At 46.3% G+C, this 16,367-nt stretch carries 20 protein-coding genes; 7 read left to right on the forward strand and 13 right to left on the reverse strand.

Features of this window, described 5'->3' with window-relative positions:
- Nucleotides 1–27: 27 nt before the first annotated feature.
- Nucleotides 28–1,068, reverse strand: a complete 1,041-nt coding sequence (purM, locus tag ACLIIY_RS02830) for a phosphoribosylformylglycinamidine cyclo-ligase (protein WP_017189240.1) — start codon at nt 1,066–1,068, stop codon at nt 28–30.
- A gap of 179 nt (nt 1,069–1,247) precedes the next feature.
- On the opposite strand from purM, the gene upp reads away from it, so the two are divergent.
- Nucleotides 1,248–1,874: a uracil phosphoribosyltransferase gene (gene upp / locus ACLIIY_RS02835; protein WP_005445324.1), complete on the forward strand. Its 627-nt coding sequence runs from the start codon at nt 1,248–1,250 to the stop codon at nt 1,872–1,874.
- 145 nt (nt 1,875–2,019) lie between these two features.
- Here the strand turns inward: upp and ACLIIY_RS02840 are convergent, their stop codons facing one another.
- On the reverse strand, nt 2,020–3,273 hold the full coding sequence (locus ACLIIY_RS02840) for a uracil-xanthine permease family protein (protein ID WP_434528089.1): 1,254 nt from the start codon (nt 3,271–3,273) through the stop codon (nt 2,020–2,022).
- Between the two features lie 235 nt (nt 3,274–3,508).
- Between ACLIIY_RS02840 and ACLIIY_RS02845 the strand changes: the two genes are divergently transcribed.
- A complete protein-coding gene (locus tag ACLIIY_RS02845) occupies nt 3,509–4,777 on the forward strand; it encodes a DUF2066 domain-containing protein (RefSeq protein ID WP_180824738.1) in 1,269 nt (422 codons plus the stop codon).
- Between the two features lie 154 nt (nt 4,778–4,931).
- Here ACLIIY_RS02845 and ACLIIY_RS02850 read toward each other — a convergent pair whose 3' ends face one another.
- The 4 genes from ACLIIY_RS02850 to ACLIIY_RS02865 are packed head-to-tail and all read right to left on the reverse strand — an operon-like array spanning nt 4,932 to nt 7,786.
- Entirely contained in the window at nt 4,932–5,372 is a 441-nt protein-coding gene (locus tag ACLIIY_RS02850) for a DUF2069 domain-containing protein (protein ID WP_005436847.1), read from the reverse strand.
- Between the two features lie 19 nt (nt 5,373–5,391).
- Nucleotides 5,392–5,964: an NAD(P)H:quinone oxidoreductase gene (gene wrbA, locus ACLIIY_RS02855; RefSeq protein ID WP_009707399.1), complete on the reverse strand. Its 573-nt coding sequence runs from the start codon at nt 5,962–5,964 to the stop codon at nt 5,392–5,394.
- A complete protein-coding gene (gene arsC, locus ACLIIY_RS02860; protein WP_434528090.1) occupies nt 5,965–6,315 on the reverse strand; it encodes an arsenate reductase (glutaredoxin) in 351 nt (116 codons plus the stop codon).
- A gap of 16 nt (nt 6,316–6,331) precedes the next feature.
- Nucleotides 6,332–7,786 (reverse strand): beta-barrel assembly-enhancing protease, encoded by a 1,455-nt coding sequence (locus ACLIIY_RS02865; RefSeq protein ID WP_033005399.1) that lies wholly within the window; start codon nt 7,784–7,786, stop codon nt 6,332–6,334.
- 270 nt (nt 7,787–8,056) lie between these two features.
- On the opposite strand from ACLIIY_RS02865, the gene ACLIIY_RS02870 reads away from it, so the two are divergent.
- Nucleotides 8,057–8,293 carry a sulfurtransferase TusA family protein gene (locus ACLIIY_RS02870; RefSeq protein ID WP_009707396.1) on the forward strand — a complete coding sequence of 79 codons (237 nt, stop codon included), beginning with the start codon at nt 8,057–8,059 and terminating at the stop codon, nt 8,291–8,293.
- Nucleotide 8,294: 1 nt separating this feature from the next.
- The gene (locus tag ACLIIY_RS02875) at nt 8,295–9,365 is read left to right on the forward strand and encodes an AI-2E family transporter (RefSeq protein ID WP_005436858.1); all 1,071 of its coding nucleotides are present in this window, start codon (nt 8,295–8,297) and stop codon (nt 9,363–9,365) included.
- A 64-nt stretch (nt 9,366–9,429) separates the two neighbouring features.
- Here the strand turns inward: ACLIIY_RS02875 and bcp are convergent, their stop codons facing one another.
- On the reverse strand, nt 9,430–9,900 hold the full coding sequence (bcp, locus tag ACLIIY_RS02880) for a thioredoxin-dependent thiol peroxidase (RefSeq protein ID WP_005433058.1): 471 nt from the start codon (nt 9,898–9,900) through the stop codon (nt 9,430–9,432).
- A 16-nt stretch (nt 9,901–9,916) separates the two neighbouring features.
- Nucleotides 9,917–10,459, reverse strand: a complete 543-nt coding sequence (locus tag ACLIIY_RS02885; RefSeq protein WP_005436861.1) for a glycine cleavage system protein R — start codon at nt 10,457–10,459, stop codon at nt 9,917–9,919.
- A 408-nt stretch (nt 10,460–10,867) separates the two neighbouring features.
- On the opposite strand from ACLIIY_RS02885, the gene dapA reads away from it, so the two are divergent.
- Both dapA and bamC read left to right on the forward strand, forming a co-directional pair.
- Nucleotides 10,868–11,746 (forward strand): 4-hydroxy-tetrahydrodipicolinate synthase, encoded by an 879-nt coding sequence (gene dapA, locus ACLIIY_RS02890; RefSeq protein WP_005436863.1) that lies wholly within the window; start codon nt 10,868–10,870, stop codon nt 11,744–11,746.
- Between the two features lie 66 nt (nt 11,747–11,812).
- A complete protein-coding gene (gene bamC, locus ACLIIY_RS02895; protein WP_005436864.1) occupies nt 11,813–12,832 on the forward strand; it encodes an outer membrane protein assembly factor BamC in 1,020 nt (339 codons plus the stop codon).
- A 128-nt stretch (nt 12,833–12,960) separates the two neighbouring features.
- On the opposite strand, the gene ACLIIY_RS02900 is transcribed toward bamC, so the two are convergent.
- From ACLIIY_RS02900 to ACLIIY_RS02915, 4 genes are read right to left on the reverse strand one after another with little or no spacing between them, the layout of a single operon-like run.
- Nucleotides 12,961–13,164, reverse strand: coding sequence for a DUF2897 family protein (locus ACLIIY_RS02900; RefSeq protein WP_033005406.1), 204 nt, complete (start codon nt 13,162–13,164; stop codon nt 12,961–12,963).
- On the reverse strand, nt 13,161–13,859 hold the full coding sequence (locus tag ACLIIY_RS02905) for a M15 family metallopeptidase (protein ID WP_434528091.1): 699 nt from the start codon (nt 13,857–13,859) through the stop codon (nt 13,161–13,163). The genes ACLIIY_RS02900 and ACLIIY_RS02905 overlap by 4 nt, the downstream gene beginning before the upstream one ends.
- Nucleotides 13,860–13,898: 39 nt before the next feature.
- Entirely contained in the window at nt 13,899–15,035 is a 1,137-nt protein-coding gene (dapE, locus tag ACLIIY_RS02910) for a succinyl-diaminopimelate desuccinylase (protein ID WP_434528092.1), read from the reverse strand.
- Nucleotides 15,036–15,053: 18 nt separating this feature from the next.
- Nucleotides 15,054–15,404 carry an ArsC family reductase gene (locus tag ACLIIY_RS02915; protein WP_334543476.1) on the reverse strand — a complete coding sequence of 117 codons (351 nt, stop codon included), beginning with the start codon at nt 15,402–15,404 and terminating at the stop codon, nt 15,054–15,056.
- Between the two features lie 304 nt (nt 15,405–15,708).
- Here ACLIIY_RS02915 and ACLIIY_RS02920 point away from each other — a divergent pair, with 304 nt between their 5' ends.
- The gene (locus tag ACLIIY_RS02920) at nt 15,709–15,996 is read left to right on the forward strand and encodes a winged helix-turn-helix domain-containing protein (protein WP_005445349.1); all 288 of its coding nucleotides are present in this window, start codon (nt 15,709–15,711) and stop codon (nt 15,994–15,996) included.
- A gap of 38 nt (nt 15,997–16,034) precedes the next feature.
- On the opposite strand, the gene ACLIIY_RS02925 is transcribed toward ACLIIY_RS02920, so the two are convergent.
- The gene (locus ACLIIY_RS02925) at nt 16,035–16,367 is read right to left on the reverse strand and encodes a DUF4156 domain-containing protein (RefSeq protein WP_038895719.1); all 333 of its coding nucleotides are present in this window, start codon (nt 16,365–16,367) and stop codon (nt 16,035–16,037) included.

The following is a 16,367-nucleotide window of genomic DNA, read 5'->3' on the forward strand; positions in this document are numbered from 1 at the left end:
TTTTATTTTTTGAGCTTGATTCGCAAGTTATTGGATTTCAACTTGCTCTTCGTTTGCTTCTGCTTGAGCGATTTCACCAATCACCCATGCGTTTTCGCCTTCTTCTTTAAGAAGAGCAACCGCTGCGTCTGCTTGGTCTTTTGGTAGTGCAACGACTAGACCAACACCACAGTTGAACGTACGGTACATTTCGTGTGTTTCAACGTTGCCTTTTTCTTGTAACCATTTGAAGATGATTGGCCATTCCCAGCTGTTACCATCGATAACGGCTTTTGTGCCTTCAGGCAGTACGCGTGGGATGTTTTCCCAGAAACCACCACCAGTGATGTGAGAAATCGCATGGATGTCGTGCTTCTCAATCATCTTAAGTGCTGATTTGATGTAAATCTTAGTTGGTTCTAGTAGGTGTTCACCGATAGTGCGACCTGCTAGCTCTTCGTTCTTATCTGCGCCAGATACTTCTAGGATCTTACGGATAAGCGAGTAACCATTTGAGTGTGGACCGCTTGAGCCAACAGCGATTAGTGCGTCGCCTGCTGCTACTTTCGTGCCGTCAATCACGTCTTCTTTTTCTACTACGCCAACACAGAAGCCAGCAACGTCGTAGTCTTCGCCTTCGTACATGCCCGGCATTTCAGCAGTTTCACCACCGATAAGTGCACAGCCTGCTTGAACACAGCCATCAGCAATGCCAGAAACCACGTCTGCTGCTGTGTCTACGTCTAGCTTGCCAGTCGCGTAGTAATCTAGGAAGAATAGCGGCTCAGCACCTTGCACGATTAGGTCGTTTACACACATCGCTACTAGGTCTACACCGATGGTGTCGTGCTTGTTCATATCCAGTGCTAGACGAAGTTTTGTACCTACACCGTCAGTACCAGAAACCAGTACAGGTTGTTTGTATTTAGTCGGTAATTCACACAGTGCGCCAAAACCACCGATACCACCCATCACTTCAGGGCGACGAGTACGCTTAACCGCACCTTTAATACGATCTACAAGCGCGTTGCCTGCATCAATATCTACACCAGCGTCTTTATAGCTAAGAGAAGAGTTGTTACCACTCACAGGGAAGTCCTCGGTTTTTAAGTTGGATATGAAAACGGCGCTATTCTACCAGTGGTTAAATACAGATAGCAAACGTTTGCGTCGGTTTTTTTCTTTAGTGATCTATCCTGATATCCCTGCAAAAATCATGTATAATCTGAAGGTTTGTTTAAATATTGCCAAAAAAGCCGGAGATGGAAATGAAAGTTGTTGAAGTTAAACACCCTCTAGTAAAACACAAAATTGGTCTAATGCGAGAAGGTGACATCAGCACGAAGCGTTTTCGTGAGTTAGCGACAGAAGTCGGTAGCCTACTTACTTACGAAGCGACAGCAGACTTTGAAACAGAAAAAGTAACCATTGAAGGTTGGAACGGTCCTGTAGAAGTTGACCAAATCAAAGGTAAGAAAGTGACAGTAGTGCCAATCCTACGTGCTGGTCTTGGCATGATGGACGGCGTACTTGAGCACATGCCAAGTGCACGTATCAGTGTTGTTGGTATCTACCGTGACGAAGAAACACTCGAGCCAGTACCTTACTTCAACAAGCTTGCTTCTAACATCGACGAGCGTATCGCTCTAGTTGTTGACCCAATGCTTGCAACGGGCGGTTCTATGATCGCAACAATCGATCTTCTAAAAGAGAAAGGTTGTCAGGCAATCAAAGTACTTGTTCTTGTAGCGGCTCCTGAAGGTATCGAAGCGCTAGAAAAAGCTCACCCAGACGTTGAGCTATACACAGCAGCAATCGATGAGAAGCTAAACGACAAAGGCTACATCGTTCCTGGTCTTGGTGACGCAGGTGACAAGATCTTCGGTACTAAATAATTCGAGCTTGATGCTAGATTATTACTGAATTGAAAAAACAAAGGCTTGGTGAAAACCAAGCCTTTTTTGTATCTGTTATATAGAAGCTAGCTACGAGATACGAAAGTAGAAAGGGCGACTTAAATCGATTAAGCCGCACTGCAAATTACTTCGCGTTCTCTTCTTCCATTTGTGCGTTATCCACCACGTGGTTTTCACCAAGGTCGTGTGGTAGCACTAGGTTAAGAATGATAGCCACGATACCACATAGGCTTACACCTTGTAGGCTGAACTCGCCAATACCGAAAGCCATGCCGCCGATACCAAACACTAGCGTTACTGCTACGATCACTAGGTTACGTGACTTGTGAAGGTCAACATGGTTCTTGATCAGTGTGTTCAGGCCAACTGTTGCAATAGAACCGAACAGTAGAATCATGATGCCACCCATAACTGGAACAGGAATCGTTTGTAGAGTCGCACCTAGCTTACCAACCAGCGCAAGTACGATGGCTGTGATAGCGGCCCATGTCATGATCACTGGGTTGAATGCCTTAGTTAGCATAACCGCGCCGGTTACTTCACTGTAAGTCGTGTTTGGTGGCGCGCCAACCATAGAAGCAGCAATTGTTGCTACCCCGTCACCTGCGATAGTGCGGTGAAGACCTGGCTTCTTCAGGTAGTTTTTACCCGTTACGTTAGAAATCGCTAGCATGTCACCCACGTGCTCAACCGCTGGAGCGATAGCTACAGGGATCATAAATAAGATAGCGTTGATGTTGAATTCAGGCGCTGTGAAGTTTGGCATTGCTAGCCAAGCCGCTTGAGCAACTGGAGTGAAATCCACCACGCCGTAGAATAGAGACACAGTGTAGCCAGCCAAGATACCGCCAACGATAGGAACCAGTTTTAGGAAGCCTTTCGCGAATACACTCAATGCAATCGTCGTTAGCAATGACACTGCGGAGATGATGATCGCTGCGTCGCCGTTCACTAATTGAATTGCGCCGTCACCTGATTTACCAACCGCCATGTTTACAGCCGTTGGTGCTAAGCCAAGACCAATCACCATGATTACAGGGCCAACTACGACAGGCGGAAGAATCTTATGGATGAATCCAACGCCGCGCATTTTGATCATCGCACCTAGGCCAACGTACACCAAACCAGCAGCCATCAAGCCACCCATGGTCGCACCGATACCCCAAGTTTGGATACCGAACATGATAGGAGCAATAAACGCAAAAGAAGAGGCAAGGAAGATTGGAACAGAACGTTTAGTAATCAGTTGGAAAAGAAGAGTACCGACACCAGCACCAAACAAAGCGACGTTTGGGTCAAGGCCAGTCAGAAGTGGCACAAGTACGAGAGCACCAAAAGCGACAAAGAGCATCTGAGCGCCTTGTAACGCATTTTTCATAATAATTCCCTATTCAAAGATACGCAGACAAATCCGGCGAATCTTATCATCTGGCAATCGATTGCAATGTTGCCTAGATCAAACTTTTGTGTGGATTTATAAGGTCAGCGAATGTTTAGTTTCATGCGTGCCTTTTAAGTTGGTCAGAATACAGACAATTCACTCAGTACTCTTCTTGCTCAAGGTTTGATAGTTGCTTATCATGCGTGTTCTTGTTCAGAGGATTATGAAAACTATGCGCTATTTAGCTCTCTTATTGATAGGTTGGTTGTCTCTGCCAGTTTATGCATTAACTCAGGTAGATATCTATCGTGCCGAAGTGGCGATCGACGGTGAGCAAAAAGACGGCGAAGAACTCGCGCGTCAACAAGGTATGCAAGATGTGATTGTGCGTGCAACAGGCAGCCAATCTTCCCTTAGCAACCCAGTAATTAAGAAAGCAGTGGGTTCAAGTTCTCGCTATATTTCCCAACTTGGCTATGGCCAAATTGATGGTCAAAGCAGCTTAAAAATGCTGTTTAATAGTGGCCAGATCCGCTCACTACTAACGCAAGCTCAGCTTCCTCTTTGGTCACCAAACCGAGCGAACATTCTGGTTTGGATGGTTGAAGAGCAAGGCTACGATCGCACGATTACATGGGAGCATTCCGATTCAACGAGTGCAGCGACCCTTCGTGATGCTGCACAAGCACGTGGTCTTCCAATCACGATGCCAGTGGGTGATTTCGATGATGTAACAGGCGTGAACGTTTCTGATCTATGGGGTGACTTTGTTGACCCAATCAGCCAAGCGAGCCAACGTTACCCTGTGGATGCGGTACTGATTGTTCGTGTTCAAGGCGATAAGATTCGTTGGACATTGTACGACCAATCTCCAGCCCAGCTTTCTGAGTCTAAACAATCTCCACGCAGTGGCTCAGCATCTGGCGCAAATGCGATTCCAGCAATGGTTGGTGGCATTGCCGATTACTACGCGAAGAAGAGTGCTGTCGTCGTTTCCAGCAAGTCATCAGAAGCGATTGATGTGAAAGTGCTTAGCGTTTCCTCTGCTATGGATTTCTTCGAGCTAGAAAACTCACTAACAAAGCTGAGCTCGGTTGCTGGTGCTGAAATTAAGCGTATCCAAGGCAATCAAGTCACCTTAACTATCCATCTATTGGCTTCTCAACAAGCATTTGAGCAAGAAGTCTCTTCTATTCGTTCTTTGGAAGTGACGGAAGACCCAATGGCTGGTATGGAAGAAGTTGTGCCGGCCCAGTTACCTGAAGAGCCAGCACAGCCAACACAACTGCCAGCAACGACGGAAGACGCACAAGCTGCGGAAGTGGTCGATCTAAATACAGAGACTGCGCAACCAGAACAGCCTGCCGTAGTGAAGCCTGCACCAGAGCAGTACGACTTGATCTACAAATGGAATGCGCCAGTTCGCACGCCTGTCGAGCCTGAAGAAAACTCAGAGATTGCGCCAGTGCTAGAAACGGATGTGGTTGAAGACCTAAACTAAGCATTAGGCCTAGCTAGCAACATAGCAACAAGCTGAACAAAAAAGAGTCGCCAAGTGCGACTCTTTTTTATTGTTTGGTATTTCTTGCTGGGAGTGAGAAAACTGGAGGCTTCATCATCCAGATACGTATTGGGCTAGCTACTTATTGAAATTGCTATTTATTGAATTTAGCTTTCTCTTCTTTCTCTACTTGAGATAGACGTTTTAGCTTCAACCCCAACTCTTTACCACGCGCTCGTGCAAACAAGATGTTACCTGCAAAGCCGAGTGAAGTAAGGAGCAGTTCCACAGCTGCTAACCAACGCTCACCACCATCGATATACAAAATTGTCAGCGCGTGTAAGAAGTACAGCATCAAGACGAAGTTTGCCCATGCGTGCGTGTATGGCTTACCTGCAAGAATGCCTGGCAATGGTAAAAGTAGTGGGATACACCATGCGATAGCGAGTGTGGTACTGCTTAGATGCGGGTGAGGGGAAAGCGCTAATTGCCAAATCGCAACCCAAGCTAACAACGCCAAATTGCCGAACAGCGCCATGTAGCGATAGGTTTGGGTTCGGGTGCTAAGAGGTGGTTGGTCAATAATGTCAGACATCGATTTCTTATCCTTGAGCTTACTGACTTCCTTTGAGCTTTTTCGCTGCGGTCGCCAGTCGTTTTCCTAATTGTTGTGCGAGACGAATCTCTTCTGCCGTAAGACTTGGTTCTTGTCCTACACTGCTTGCCCCGTACGGGGTCCCACCTGATTGAGTGGTATGCAGTTCTGGCTCTGAGTAAGGGATTCCTAACACCATCATGCCGTGATGCAGAAGTGGGGTCATCATGCTCTGTAGCGTGGTTTCTTGACCGCCGTGCATTGAGGATGATGAGGTAAACACACAAGCTGGCTTATCGATAAGATCGCCGTTCACCCACAAAGGTGTGGTTTGATCCCAAAAGTGCTTAAGCGGTGCTGCCATGTTGCCAAACCATACTGGGCTGCCAAACGCGAGGCCATCGCACTGCTTCAACTCATCTAGAGTAACAATTGGATCGGAAGGGGTATGTGAGTGAGGTGACAATTCTTCAACTGTACGCAAAATCGCTTCGCAATGAGGAGTCGATTCGACCCCTCTTGCTATTTGTCTTGCCAGCTGTTTTGTCGAGCCATGACGGCTGAAATACAAAATGAGGATCTGGCAATCCATTTATAGAGTTTCCAGTACTTGCTCTGGCGGACGACCAATTTTCGCTTTGCCGTTGGCAACCACAACAGGGCGCTCGAACAGTTTAGGGTTTTGTGCCATTGCTTCGAACAGTTGCTCGTCTGTCACTGACGCTTCACCCAGAGCAAGCTCTTTGTAGATGTCTTCTTTTGTACGCATCATTTCACGTACAGAAGAGAAACCAAGTTGAGCGAAAAGTGCTTTGAGTTGTTCCACATTAAGCGGTGTATCAAGGTACTTAACGACTTCTGGTGCAACACCGTTTTGCTCTAGAAGTTCTAGAGTTTGACGGCTCTTTGAGCAACGAGGGTTGTGATAAATCACGACTGACATGGTTTTCTCCATTTCGTTATTGTAATGCCATGAATCGATCTCTTTGGATCATTAACTGGTCGATACGAGCGTCGTATCGTGCTTGTTTTAAGCTGCCCAGCTCAGCAATTTTACTTGCTTCAGAATAATATTGAATGGCTTTATTCCATCCTGCACGCAGCGCTAAAATTTCTGCGCGAGCGGCGAGTTCTTCGTCATTGCGACCCAGTGCGTGGTTACCTTTTGATAGAAGGTGCCAGCCGTTGGTATCTTCTGGGTTATCGTGCGTGTAGCGTTGAAGAATGCGTACGGCTTCTTCATTCTTATTCGCTTCCAGCAAAGCGTTAGCGTAGTTGATGGTCAGCACTTTGTTTTGCGGGTTGCGTTTTAGAGCACTGCTTAGCATATCAACCGCTTTTTGTGGCTTCTTTTGTGCGATGTACAAGTCGGTCATGGCATCCAAATAGAATGGATTGCCAGGGTCTTGTTGCAGCAGTTTTTTCAGAAGTGGCTCAGCTTCACTCAAACGTTTGTTGTCTAGGTGAACGAGCGCTCGACCGTAATCAAAAGACGGGATGATTTCAGGGGAGGCTTTCTTTTGAGTTCGATTAAACCAACTCATTGCCGCTTGTCCATCGATACCCGCATAACGTGCAACGATTCGAGCTCGCGTCAAATGGTAATCAATCGAAGGCATGATACGCATTGGCGGGTAAGCTCGTGCACGCGCTCGGCTATCGGTAATACGGTCTTCAGGTAATGGGTGAGTCAGCAACATTGGTGGCGGCTTACTCGCGTAACGGTATTCATCCGCTAGGCGGCCAAAGAAGCGCGGCATTGCTTGTACGTCAAAGCCTGCTTTCGCCAAGGTTGCAATACCAAAGCGGTCGGCTTCTTTCTCGTTTGAACGGGTGTAGTTGATTTGGCTCTGCATGTTACCGGCTGTTGCTGCCGTCACGGCTGCCATCCCGGCTTCTGGAGAAGCGATGGCGAGTAGCAATGCGCCAGCGAGTGCTGCCATGGTAGCTGGCGAGCGACGAGCTTGTTCTTCCATGCTTCGTGCAAGGTGGCGCTGTGTTACGTGGGCAATTTCATGCGCTACAACAGAGGCAAGCTCACTCTCAGTACGAGCGTGCAAAAATAGACCCGAGTGCAATGCAACGTAACCGCCAAAGAAGGCGAATGCGTTGATGTTGCGGTCGCGGATCATAAAGAAGTGGAACGGAGTTTTTACGTCATTCGCATTGGCAACCAAACGGTGTCCAAGTGTGTCAATATATTCATTGATGACGGGATCGCTAACAATAGGGCTGCTGGCTCTGAGCATACGCATGTAAGCGTCGCCATAAATCAACTCCTGATCTATCGTCAGAGTGCCTCCAGCTGCCGTACCAATATCAGGGAGATCAAGGCTATTGGCGTAAATAGGTGTTGGTGTACTCAATGCAGCAGCAAGGCATAAACAAACTAGCGAGCGAGTGCGTTTTAACATACGGTTTAAAGATTCTCCAAAATACCGAAACATGGGTTGGGTGCCGAGTTCCTCTCAGCATGACCACCATGCATTATGGTCATCCTTATGGGATGAATATGCTAGCTATAAGACCGAAAATAAACGGATTGGTTTCGTAGATACTTCTTACAAGATGTTAAAATTTTGAATTATAAAGTCTTTGTCGTCTACGCTTAAATCACTAGCACCAGCTCAAAAAGCCGTTACAATACAACCCTATCACAAGTGCAGAGCAATACAATGGAATCCATGTTACTCGATTTGCGCGAGCAACGCTGCCCTATGGCACTGTTACTTGCTAAGCGTCACGCTGCAGATGTGTTTCAGGGAGAAACACAGCAATATCATCAGCTTGTCATTCAAGTGGTGGATAAAAGCTCTAAACACGATATCGTGAAGTATTTACTTAACCAAGGGTATGCGGTGGATTGCCAAACTTCGCCGGAACACTTCACGTTGACAGTATTCAATAAGGAATCTTCATAAGATGCTTGAAATGGTAAGTCGTTGGTATAAGCGACGCTTTTCAGACCCACATGCAGTGAGCCTAGTGGCGATCTTGCTGTTCGGCTTTATCACAATTTACTTTTTCGGGCATTTGATTGCGCCATTGCTGGTGGCGATCGTTCTTGCATACTTACTTGAATGGCCAGTGACACAAATGTGCCGTTTGGGTATTCCGCGTACTTTCTCCGTCATTACCGTCATTCTAATCTTTATCGGTTTGATGCTGATTGCCGTCTTTGGTCTCGTGCCAACGATTTGGACGCAGGTGGGGAATTTAATAAACGATATTCCGAACATGTATGCAGGGTTGCAAAAATTCATTGCTACACTGCCACAGCGTTATCCTGAGCTGGCAAACCTAGAGATCGTAGAAACCGTAGTTACCAACGCGAAAAACCAAGCCATTGGTTTGGGTGAGAGTGTGGTAAAAGGCTCTTTGGCATCTTTGGTAAGCTTAGCGACACTGGCGGTTTACCTAATTCTTGTTCCGCTGTTGGTGTTCTTCTTGCTCAAAGACAAAGAAGAAATGCTGCGCATGGCGAGTGGCATTTTGCCGAAAAACCGTAAGCTAGCGAACAAAGTTTGGCACGAGATGAACGAGCAAATCTCGAACTACATTCGCGGTAAAGTGTTAGAAATCCTTATCGTGGGTGGCGTAAGTTACGTGACGTTCGCGATTCTTGACCTGCGCTACTCTGCATTGCTTGCTGTAGCGGTGGGTTTGTCAGTGCTTATCCCGTACATCGGTGCGGCTGCAGTGACGGTGCCTGTTGCGATTGTTGGTTTGTTCCAATGGGGTTTAACACCACAGTTCTACTGGTTATTGGTCGCTTACGGCATCATTCAGGCACTAGACGGCAACGTATTAGTCCCTGTATTGTTCTCTGAAGCGGTGAACCTTCACCCTGTGGCGATTATCGTTGCGGTGTTGGTCTTCGGTGGTCTGTGGGGCTTCTGGGGTGTCTTCTTTGCGATTCCGTTGGCGACACTAGTGAAAGCGGTATGGAACGCACTGCCAAGCACTGAAGAAAACGAACCGATACAAGAATAGACATCGAATCCAATAAAAAGCCCAGCGATTGCTGGGCTTTTGGGTATTTGGATGAAAGCTAAGCTTACGCGTTTTCTTTCAAGTAGTTCACAACCACTTCGTGGTGGTCTTTGGTTTTGAACTTGTTGAACACGTGCTCAATCACGCCTTCTTCGTTGATCAGGAAGCTAATACGGTGAAGACCATCGTACACTTTACCCATGAACTTCTTCTCGCCCCATACACCGAACTGGTCAGCAACCGCATGGTCTTCGTCTGAAAGTAGCGTGAAGTTTAGCTCATCACGTTCGATGAATTTACCAAGGCGTTTTACTGGGTCGATACTTACGCCTAATACTACAACATTGTGTGCATCTAGCTCTGCTTTTACATCACGCAGGCCTTTTGCTTGGGTGGTACAACCCGGCGTCATCGCTTTCGGGTAGAAGTAAAACAGAACTTTTTTACCTTTGAAGTCACCGAGAGAAACGGTGTTGCCATCTTGGTCGAGCAAAGAGAAGGCTGGCGCTGGCGAGCCTGCTGTCAGCGTATTCATTGTTATATCCTTTACTTTATAGATTGTTTTTAATGAAATTCAGAGAACCTTGTACGTTGAGCGTATTACAAAGTTCATCGAAATCTTCTTGTAATTGCATCAGATTACAGTCAGAGCTCACTGAGGCGGTGATCGCAATGTGGAACTGATCGGCATCTAATTGGATTTTCGATTTACTGATTGTTTGCGCACTAAGGGAATCTAGACCAATCTGTTTATCGGCGAAGAATTGTGTGAACTTCTCGGTGAGGCCGATACGGTCTTCTGATTCAATGAACACTTCCATGGTGTAGCTGTTGTCGAGCAACTCATGTGCTGACGTGCGTTTCATGATAGTGATAAGGTCGTGTTCTTGACCTAGTAGTGGCAATTGCGTTTCGACGCGGGTGACATTACTGGCGTTACCAGTAAGCAGCATGATAAGAGTGAATTCATTACCAAAGATAGCAATACGGCTATCGACAATGTTACAGCCAGCTTGTGTGACGAGCTTAACCACTTGGTTACATATGCCCGGACGATCCGTTCCAACCGCTGTAAGTACCAGATGTTGCTTCATAAATGAGCTTCTTGTCCTTTCTTCAATAGAGAGATGTTAGCACAGATACGGCACAGAAATGTCGAGTCAGTTCTTTTTTTAAACTTGTTAAAACGCTTTGTTGATTAAGTGAACAGTTTGATTGTTGAGTACTCTATTAATTCACTCAACGCTGACTTGAGCCTCATGACGAGAGAGTATATTCCGCGCCTAATTAAAAGCGGCGGCCTAGGCTTATTCACGGCATGTCGCCACCAAACACAATTATCAGAATGGCTAGGATTGAGAACAAAATTCACATTTTAGTTGCGAGACCTCTAACAACTGATAATTATTCATTCATTTGTACTTTGTAAGCGAGTTTACGCTCTTGTGTTTTTCAATCGCATTACAGTACCATGCAGAAAGAGTAAAATGAGGGAGATAAACATGTTTTCAGGAAGTATCGTAGCGCTGATTACACCACTAAAATCAGATGGTGAAGTAGATTTTGATAGTCTACAAAAGCTTGTTGAGTACCATGTTGAAGCAGGTACAGACGGTATTGTTGCAGTTGGCACCACTGGTGAGTCAGCGACTCTAACCATTGAAGAGCATGTAAAGGTCGTAAATAAAACCGTTGAGTTTGCAAACGGTCGTATCCCAGTGATTGCTGGTACGGGTGCAAACGCAACCCACGAAGCAGTGACATTTAGCAAATTATTGGCTGATTCTGGTATTACGGGTTTCCTGAGCGTAACGCCTTACTACAACAAACCAACTCAAGAAGGTTTGTTCCAACACTACAAAGCAATTGCTGAAGCGAGTGACGTACCTCTAATTTTGTACAATGTACCGGGTCGTACTGCGGTAGATATGTTGCCTGAGACAGTGGCACGCTTGTCAAAGCTTGATAATATCGTGGCTCTAAAAGACGCGACAGGCGATTTAAGCCGAATTGCACTTCACCGTGAACTTTGTGGCGAAGATTTTATCTTACTAAGTGGTGATGATGCGACTGGCCTAGAATTTGTTAAACTTGGCGGTCATGGCGTTATCTCGGTAACGAACAATATCGCGGCTAAGGACATGGCAGACATGTTCCATTTGGCAAGTGAAGGAAAATACGACGAAGCAGAAGCGATCAATGAACGTTTGATGACTCTGCACAAGAACCTATTCGTTGAATCAAGCCCAATCCCAGTAAAATGGGCTGCACATAAGCTTGGTTTGATTGAAGAAGGTGAACTGCGTCTTCCTTTGACCCCACTTTCTGAAAAATCGCAGCCAGTCGTGGAACAGGCGCTAACCGACGCCGGTATTTATTAAGATTGAGTTGCTAGGATTGAAGTTCATGCTGGGGGCAAGTAAGCCCTCAGTGTTTTAGGAGTATAAATGAAGCTTTCAAGCCAGTTAGTGTTAAGTTCACTAGCTGTATTCGTATTGACTGCCTGTTCAGGTGGTGCAAACCAGCGTCGTCAAGCAAAAGACGACTTCGAGTACTTGAATACCCCACCTCTTGAAGAGTGGAGTGTTCCCGCAGGTGCTGTTCCTCAGTTTTACCCTAACTACCGTATCCCACAAGGTGAGTACGCGGGTGGTATTGGTAAAGAAGTGGATATTCGTCCGCCGCAGCAAGTATTGGAATTGATCCCTGGTGCTCGCCTAGATCGCAGCAATGACGGTGAAGTAACACTGTGGCTGCTTCGCAAGGATGAATTGGATAAAGTTTGGCAAACCGTTCAAGACATGGTTGCTGAAAACAAGATCCCAGTAGAAAACCAAACCGACAATCGTATCGAAACGGGTTGGGTAACTTGGAACTCACCAGATGAAGACATGGAAATCGGCAGCCGCTACGAAATTACTCGTGGTGAGATGAACGGTCGCCATGGCTTTAAAGTGAGCTTGATTGATTGGCGTGAAGGCAATCAAGTTAAAGAAGTAACACGTACTAACCGTGAGCGTTACAACGTGTTTATGACTAACTTGGTTACTGCTCGTTATGACCAACACGTTCGTGAAGAAGCACAGCGTAAAGCACAAGAGCTAGTGAAGCACATCCCAATTACTATGGGTAAAGACCGCAGCGGTCTACCAGTGATCATTGCTCGTGCTCAATACAACGTAGTGTGGAACCGCCTACCAGACATCATGCCGAAGATGGGCTTTACTATCGAAGAGCGCAGCCAATCTCAAGGCACGGTGACAGCGAAATACGCATCACCTGATGATGCTTTCTGGAATGACATCGGTGTGAAACCAGTAGACCTAGCAGCAGGTAAATACACTTTCCTATTGGGTGACTTGGGTAACCGTACTTCTATCAACATTACCGACTCTTCTGGTAAGCCAGTAGAAGAAGAATTCTTGAAGTCACTTGCGCCAGTTTTAGCTGCGGTAGTGAAAGATTAATTGCTTAAGACAGCTAAGTAGTTAGACACAGATAAACAAAAGGGACCTTCTTGGTCCCTTTTTAGTATTTGTTTTAATGAGAGTACTCAGTACTTTGGTTTGAGTTCAGAGTAAGCTCAATTGAGATATTAACGAGAGTCGTCTTTCTTCTCACCATTTTCGCCGTAGCGCTCTTTATCCAGCTCGTTCAGCTTATCTAAATCGTTCTTACGACCTTTATCCATCTGACCAAACTTCATTTTTGCGGTGTACTTGAGCGCAGCAATATTCCCCACCACGATACTGACCACTATGATGATAATGACCCAAGGGTTGGTTAATAGTTCGATCATAGAGCCTCCGGCGGCGTGATATTGTGAATGAATTTGGTAACGACCTTATCCAAATTATTCAATATGACGTCAATCCCTGCAATGTTATCGATCTGATTTTGCTCAATTAGCTGATTTCTCAGAACTTCGGGTGTCAAATGGGTTAGACATTGCTGCCCTACAGAACGATGGCTGATGTGCCAAGGTTCAATGGCAACGCCACCCAAATCTTGCTGATAAGGGAAGAAGAAGCCAAAGCGCTCTAAATTGGCTGCTAACCATTGATAGAAAGGTAACTGGTGACCTTCTAAGTATTCCCACGGCTCTAACTGCAATTGTGTGTCTGACGGTAGCAAGTTACGCGCGTAGACATCAAAATCACAACCCCAATGATGTCGGCTTCCACCCGGTAAGGCAGACCAACGAAGAATGGCCATCAGCTTTTCTTCATCACTGAGTTTCGCCTTGTCTAGAGGCTGGGAGTGAGAATCTAAGATGGTTAAGTCACCGGCAAACTTACCGTTCCAGATCGCTTTTTGGCGGTTGAAATCGCGAAAGCCGCTGGCAATTTCCATCTTAAATCCCGCTTTGTTTGCCGCATCAATCATCTGTAACAAATCATCTGCGACCTCTGGATGAAGCATAAAGGCTTTTTGACCCACTAAAGTGGATTGCAGATGCGAGTCAGTGATTCCGGTAAGTTGCTCTGGTGTCATGGTGTTCTCGTTAAATACTACTTGTTACACACGTAGGCGCTATTTTGCTAACAGATGCTTTAACGTGTTTTCGTACATGTCCGTCAACTTTTCTAGATCGTCCACTTTCACGCACTCGTTCACTTTATGAATCGTCGCATTAACAGGGCCAAGTTCAACCACCTGACCACCCATGCGGGCGATAAAGCGACCATCAGATGTACCGCCTGTTGTCAGAAGAGCAGGCTTAGTGCTGTTTACTTCATCAACTGCCGCTACCACTGCGTCTAGCAATGCGCCAGTGTCAGTTAAGAACGGGTCGCCGTTGAAGGTCCATTTTAGATCGTAGTCTAGCTCGTGTTTATCCAGCGTCTCAGTGATGCGTTGAACGATCACTTCATTGCTGAGCTCAGTGCTAAAGCGCAGGTTGAACTGAACGTTGAACTCGCCAGGAATGACGTTAGACGCGCCTGTACCTGCTGAAACATTCGGGATCTGGAAGCTAGTCGGAGGGAAGTAGTCGTTACCTTGGTCCCACTCTGTGGTAGCAAGTTCATGGATAGCCATTAGAGACTGGTGAACTGGGTTGTTTGCAAGGTGAGGGTAGGCCACGTGACCTTGTGTACCTTTTACAGTTAGGTCACCAGTGATGGAGCCGCGACGGCCATTTTTCACTACATCACCTACCACTTCTGTACTTGAAGGTTCGCCAACGATACACATGTCGATGTTTTCGCCGCGCTCCATTAGAGTTTCAACAACGCGAACGGTACCGTTGATGAATGGGCCTTCTTCGTCTGAAGTGATCAAGAAGCCGATCGAGCCTTTGTGGTCTGGGTTTTCTGCAATAAAGCGCTCAACCGCAACCACCATACAAGCCAGTGAGCCTTTCATGTCGGCTGCACCGCGACCGTGAAGGTAACCATCGATAATGGTCGGCTCAAATGGTGGTGTATCCCACAGTTCTAACTTACCCGCTGGCACAACGTCTGTGTGTCCGGCAAAAGCAAACAATGGTGCTTCTGTACCACGGCGAGCCCAGAAGTTAGTAGTGTCTTCAAACACCATGACTTCGATTTCAAAACCAAGCGCTTTCAATCGCTCGATCATTACTTCCTGGCAGCCTGCATCTTCAGGCGTTACGGACTGGCGGCTAATCAGGTCTCTAGCAAGTGCCAGTACTGGACTGTCTGTCATCCTTGAGTGTTCCTTAAATTAAGAGTTAAAAATGGTCGCGTATTGGTCTGCTTTGAAACCGATATGAAGTTGGCCTTCAACTTTCAAGATTGGGCGCTTAATCATCGCTGGGTTTTCTACTAATAGCGCGATTGCGTTTTCTTCGTTAAGAGAATCTTTTTGCTCTTGAGTTAGTTGACGGAAAGTCGTGCCACGCTTGTTCAGAACTTGCTCCCAACCTAGTGCGTTACAAAACTCCGTCACCATTGCCGCATCGATACCTTGTTTGCGGTAGTCGTGAAAATCAAAAGCAACGTTTTCCGCTTCTAGCCATTTCTTGGCTTTTTTAATCGTGTCGCAGTTTGGGATGCCGAACATAGTGATCGTCATATTATTTCCTTTTCTCTTTGTACTTTACTTATCGGTTTGCGCTATGGAACGCCCGATTTTGCATTGTTTTTGGCTGTTCAAGCATCCTATCAAGAAGCAACCAATGTGACAAAATCATGCGGCGAATATTTCACAGGTCAGTGCTCTATTCAGGCTTATTTTGTAGCTCATTCCTCCACCAAATGGTGATCAGATTGATAAAAAACTCGGCTAAATAGCACGGAAAAGTCGAGTTATTGATCAAACGCAACATCTCGCCGAGCAAAAAAGAAATAATGAATCAGCACAATTTTAGGAGGTGTCAATGGAATTGAGTCCTGTTTTTGCAAGGCGGCTATATTTGGCCTTGTTGGTGGAAAACCTAGAAAGGCCAAATGTACCAAAATTGATCGAAAGAACGGGGTGGCCTCGTCGTACTATTCAAGATGTACTCAAGGCATTACCGGGGATCGGCATCGAACTCATCTTCGTTCAAGATGGTCGACGTCATAACGACGGCTATTACCAACTTTCGGATTGGGGACCTTTTGACAGTCAATGGGTTCTTGAGCGAGAGGGAGATATCGCTAGCAGTCTTGGATTTCGTGCATAAGCCAGCAATTGCTGGCTTTTTTTACGTCTGGAAAACGCTTATTGGCAGCGGTAGGCAGTACCTAGCACGCTGAAAGAAGTCACAAAGTCTTGGGGTGAAACCATGTAAACAGTGTCGGCCTCGAGCAAAGCGGCGTTGTTTTTCAAATCGGCCATCGCGCCATGCATCATGGCATCGTTGGTGTAGAACAAGTAATTATACCAATGCCCTTCGCTGCCAGTGACTTCACCTAGGTACTCGCATTGATCTGGATTGAACTGGCTATCAATGCGGATCTGCACATCACTACCTAGTTCAGTTGGCAGTATGGATGGTGATGAACACCCCATCAAAGCCAATGCGATGCTTCCTATCATCACATATCGTTGCAT

It is taken from the genome of Vibrio sp. K4 (genome assembly GCF_051122595.1).
Taxonomy (GTDB): domain Bacteria; phylum Pseudomonadota; class Gammaproteobacteria; order Enterobacterales; family Vibrionaceae; genus Vibrio; species Vibrio owensii.

Excerpts from the sequence above, each read along its gene's own strand:
- upp (WP_005445324.1), top strand. The coding sequence starts at position 1,248 with ATGAAAGTTGTTGAAGTTAAACACCCTCTAGTAAAACACAAAATTGGT.
- ACLIIY_RS02840 (WP_434528089.1), bottom strand. The coding sequence starts at position 3,273 with ATGAAAAATGCGTTACAAGGCGCTCAGATGCTCTTTGTCGCTTTTGGT.
- ACLIIY_RS02845 (WP_180824738.1), top strand. The coding sequence starts at position 3,509 with ATGCGCTATTTAGCTCTCTTATTGATAGGTTGGTTGTCTCTGCCAGTT.
- ACLIIY_RS02850 (WP_005436847.1), bottom strand. The coding sequence starts at position 5,372 with ATGTCTGACATTATTGACCAACCACCTCTTAGCACCCGAACCCAAACC.
- wrbA (WP_009707399.1), bottom strand. The coding sequence starts at position 5,964 with ATGGATTGCCAGATCCTCATTTTGTATTTCAGCCGTCATGGCTCGACA.
- arsC (WP_434528090.1), bottom strand. The coding sequence starts at position 6,315 with ATGTCAGTCGTGATTTATCACAACCCTCGTTGCTCAAAGAGCCGTCAA.
- ACLIIY_RS02865 (WP_033005399.1), bottom strand. The coding sequence starts at position 7,786 with ATGTTAAAACGCACTCGCTCGCTAGTTTGTTTATGCCTTGCTGCTGCA.
- ACLIIY_RS02870 (WP_009707396.1), top strand. The coding sequence starts at position 8,057 with ATGTTACTCGATTTGCGCGAGCAACGCTGCCCTATGGCACTGTTACTT.
- ACLIIY_RS02875 (WP_005436858.1), top strand. The coding sequence starts at position 8,295 with ATGCTTGAAATGGTAAGTCGTTGGTATAAGCGACGCTTTTCAGACCCA.
- bcp (WP_005433058.1), bottom strand. The coding sequence starts at position 9,900 with ATGAATACGCTGACAGCAGGCTCGCCAGCGCCAGCCTTCTCTTTGCTC.
- ACLIIY_RS02885 (WP_005436861.1), bottom strand. The coding sequence starts at position 10,459 with ATGAAGCAACATCTGGTACTTACAGCGGTTGGAACGGATCGTCCGGGC.
- dapA (WP_005436863.1), top strand. The coding sequence starts at position 10,868 with ATGTTTTCAGGAAGTATCGTAGCGCTGATTACACCACTAAAATCAGAT.
- bamC (WP_005436864.1), top strand. The coding sequence starts at position 11,813 with ATGAAGCTTTCAAGCCAGTTAGTGTTAAGTTCACTAGCTGTATTCGTA.
- ACLIIY_RS02900 (WP_033005406.1), bottom strand. The coding sequence starts at position 13,164 with ATGATCGAACTATTAACCAACCCTTGGGTCATTATCATCATAGTGGTC.
- ACLIIY_RS02905 (WP_434528091.1), bottom strand. The coding sequence starts at position 13,859 with ATGACACCAGAGCAACTTACCGGAATCACTGACTCGCATCTGCAATCC.
- dapE (WP_434528092.1), bottom strand. The coding sequence starts at position 15,035 with ATGACAGACAGTCCAGTACTGGCACTTGCTAGAGACCTGATTAGCCGC.
- ACLIIY_RS02915 (WP_334543476.1), bottom strand. The coding sequence starts at position 15,404 with ATGACGATCACTATGTTCGGCATCCCAAACTGCGACACGATTAAAAAA.
- ACLIIY_RS02920 (WP_005445349.1), top strand. The coding sequence starts at position 15,709 with ATGGAATTGAGTCCTGTTTTTGCAAGGCGGCTATATTTGGCCTTGTTG.
- ACLIIY_RS02925 (WP_038895719.1), bottom strand. The coding sequence starts at position 16,367 with ATGCAACGATATGTGATGATAGGAAGCATCGCATTGGCTTTGATGGGG.